This is a genomic window from Rhizobium sp. P1_E1 (assembly GCF_056406015.1).
This window is the reverse complement of sequence record NZ_JBFUAY010000435.1, coordinates 1-2,110: the sequence shown is the minus strand read 5'-3', so window position 1 is coordinate 2,110 and position 2,110 is coordinate 1. Positions and strand designations below refer to the sequence as shown.

The following is a 2,110-nucleotide window of genomic DNA, read 5'->3' as shown; positions in this document are numbered from 1 at the left end:
GTCCGGTACCCCCACGACGTAGCCAACCGGCTGGCCGTCCTGAACGAGAACAAAGGCAAAGTCTCTGGCGAACTTGAGGTAGGGTACCGACCAGATGTAGCCGGGCAGATGCGGGTCGCTATAAAGCGTGCTGGCATCATGACCGCCATTCGCGGTTTTCAGGCAGATGTCGAAAAAGGCGTCGATATCCGCTTCAATCGCGGGGCGGATGAAGCAGCTGGTGTCCATCACTTTGCCACCTCCTGCGTGGCGCTTTGTCATTTTAGGTCGCGAGAGGTGCGGATGCATTGACGATTACCTCAGATTCGCCAGCCAGGCAAAGCTCTGGGGGAAGAAAACGTTCGGCCGGTGCTTGGCGCAAGGCCTGAGCGGAGAGTGGAGAATAAACCAGATGAGGTGGAGCAGATGAAAAGAACTGTGAAATCGATCAGCATACTGCCGGCATACGGATTGAAAGCAGCTGTCGCGCTTGCTGGCGCGGCGCTTCTGAGTTTTGGCCTTTCGGCAGCCGCGCGCGCTGACGACCTGGCCGTGTGGGATGACCAAACCTATGAAGGCCAGAGTGCGGTCATAGAGCAGCTTAACAAGGACTTCGAAGCTGCGCATCCCGGCGTCACTATCAAACGCACTGCCCGCACCTTTGATGACATGAAGCTGACGCTGAAGCTTGCGGTTTCAGCGGGTGATGGCCCTGTCATCACGAAGGTCAACCAAGGTGCCGGTGACATGGGGGCGATGGTCAAGGAAGGATTGCTCCTGCCGGTCGACGACTACATCAAACAATATGGCTGGGATAAGCTCCAGTCGGATTCCGTGCTTGCTCGAGACCGCTGGGAGGATGGAAAATTTGGGGTCGGTAAGACCTACGGCATCTCCGGCCTCGGCGAGATCGTTGGCCTCTTCTACAATAAAAAGATCCTCGCCGATGCAGGAGTAGCGCTGCCGCAAACCTTCGAGGAGTTCCTGGCCGATCTCGACAAGCTGAAGGAAAAGGGCGTCCCGCCCTTCATGATGGGCTCTGCAAAGCAGCATCTGGCCCTGCACATGATCGGCGCCATCGACCAAGCGCATATCGACGCGAGCAATCGCGCCGAACTTGACGATCTGATCTACGGCCGAGGCGGCTCCTGGAACACCAAGGGGAACATCGAATCCGCCAAACTCGTGCAGCAGTGGGCACAGGGCGGTTATTTTTTCCCTGGTTTCGAAGGCATCTCGGGTGACGACGCCGTCCAGCTTTTCATTTCCGGACAGGGCGCGTTTCTTATCTCCGGGACCTGGTATTTCGGTGACATGCAACACAATCCGGATATCGGCTTCATGGCCATCCCCGCCCCGAAAGGCATTTCCAAGCCCATGAGTGTCGGGGGTGTGGATCTTGCCTGGGCGATAACGAGCCTTGCCAAAACTAAGCCAACACAGGACCTAGCCGGCGCATATATCGACTATATGGTTTCAGAGAAGGCTGCGGAAACCTGGGCCAATGCTGGCTATCTCCCGGCAACTTCGCTCGCGGCTGACGCAAAGCCAAAGCTCACGCCGCTCCTCAGCTCCGGCATCGAAATGTGGAAGACACTCAACGCAAACGACGCTCTCGGCCATTACCCCGATTGGTCGAGCCCAACGATGCTGAAGACAATAGACGACAACACGCCGCTTCTTCTGTCCGGCAATATCACCCCCGAAGCCTTTGTCGATGCCATGGACAAGGATTATCAGGCGTACCTGAAGGACAAGAAATAAAGACTGCGGGCGCAGGTCACGGCCGTCCCCTGCGGTCGTGGCCTGAGTCTCGTCGATCCAAATAAATGAGCACTGTGATCGGCTTGCTGCGTGATGATCACAGTTTTGGCTTTATGGAGTACTGGATGAAACGCTCCGCACTTGATGGCTCGCAACATACCAATTTTATCTATTTATTGCCTGGATTGCTGTTCTACGCGGCTTTTGTCTTTGGACCGATCCTCGCGGCTTTGGGTTTGAGCCTGACCAGCTGGGACGGCTTGAGCATGCCCAAGTGGGTTGGTTTGGGCAATTACGCCGATCTCTTTTCTGACAGTCGTTTTTATATTGCCTTGCGTAACAATGCCGAGCTTATGATCTTCTACTG

Annotated in this window: 1 protein-coding gene and 2 pseudogenes; 2 read left to right on the top strand and 1 reads right to left on the bottom strand. The window is 55.8% G+C overall.

The features are described from left to right. Positions 1-228: pseudogene (locus AC1D1Z_RS36765) on the bottom strand (GNAT family N-acetyltransferase); the annotation flags it as partial. A 177-nt stretch (positions 229-405) separates the two neighbouring features. Here AC1D1Z_RS36765 and AC1D1Z_RS36760 point away from each other — a divergent pair. Then, positions 406-1,743, top strand: coding sequence for an extracellular solute-binding protein (locus AC1D1Z_RS36760; protein WP_028733645.1), 1,338 nt, complete (start codon positions 406-408; stop codon positions 1,741-1,743). Between the two features lie 125 nt (positions 1,744-1,868). Next, a pseudogene (locus AC1D1Z_RS36755) lies at positions 1,869-2,110 on the top strand (sugar ABC transporter permease); the annotation flags it as partial.

Excerpts from the sequence above, each read along its gene's own strand:
- AC1D1Z_RS36760 (WP_028733645.1), top strand. The coding sequence starts at position 406 with ATGAAAAGAACTGTGAAATCGATCAGCATACTGCCGGCATACGGATTG.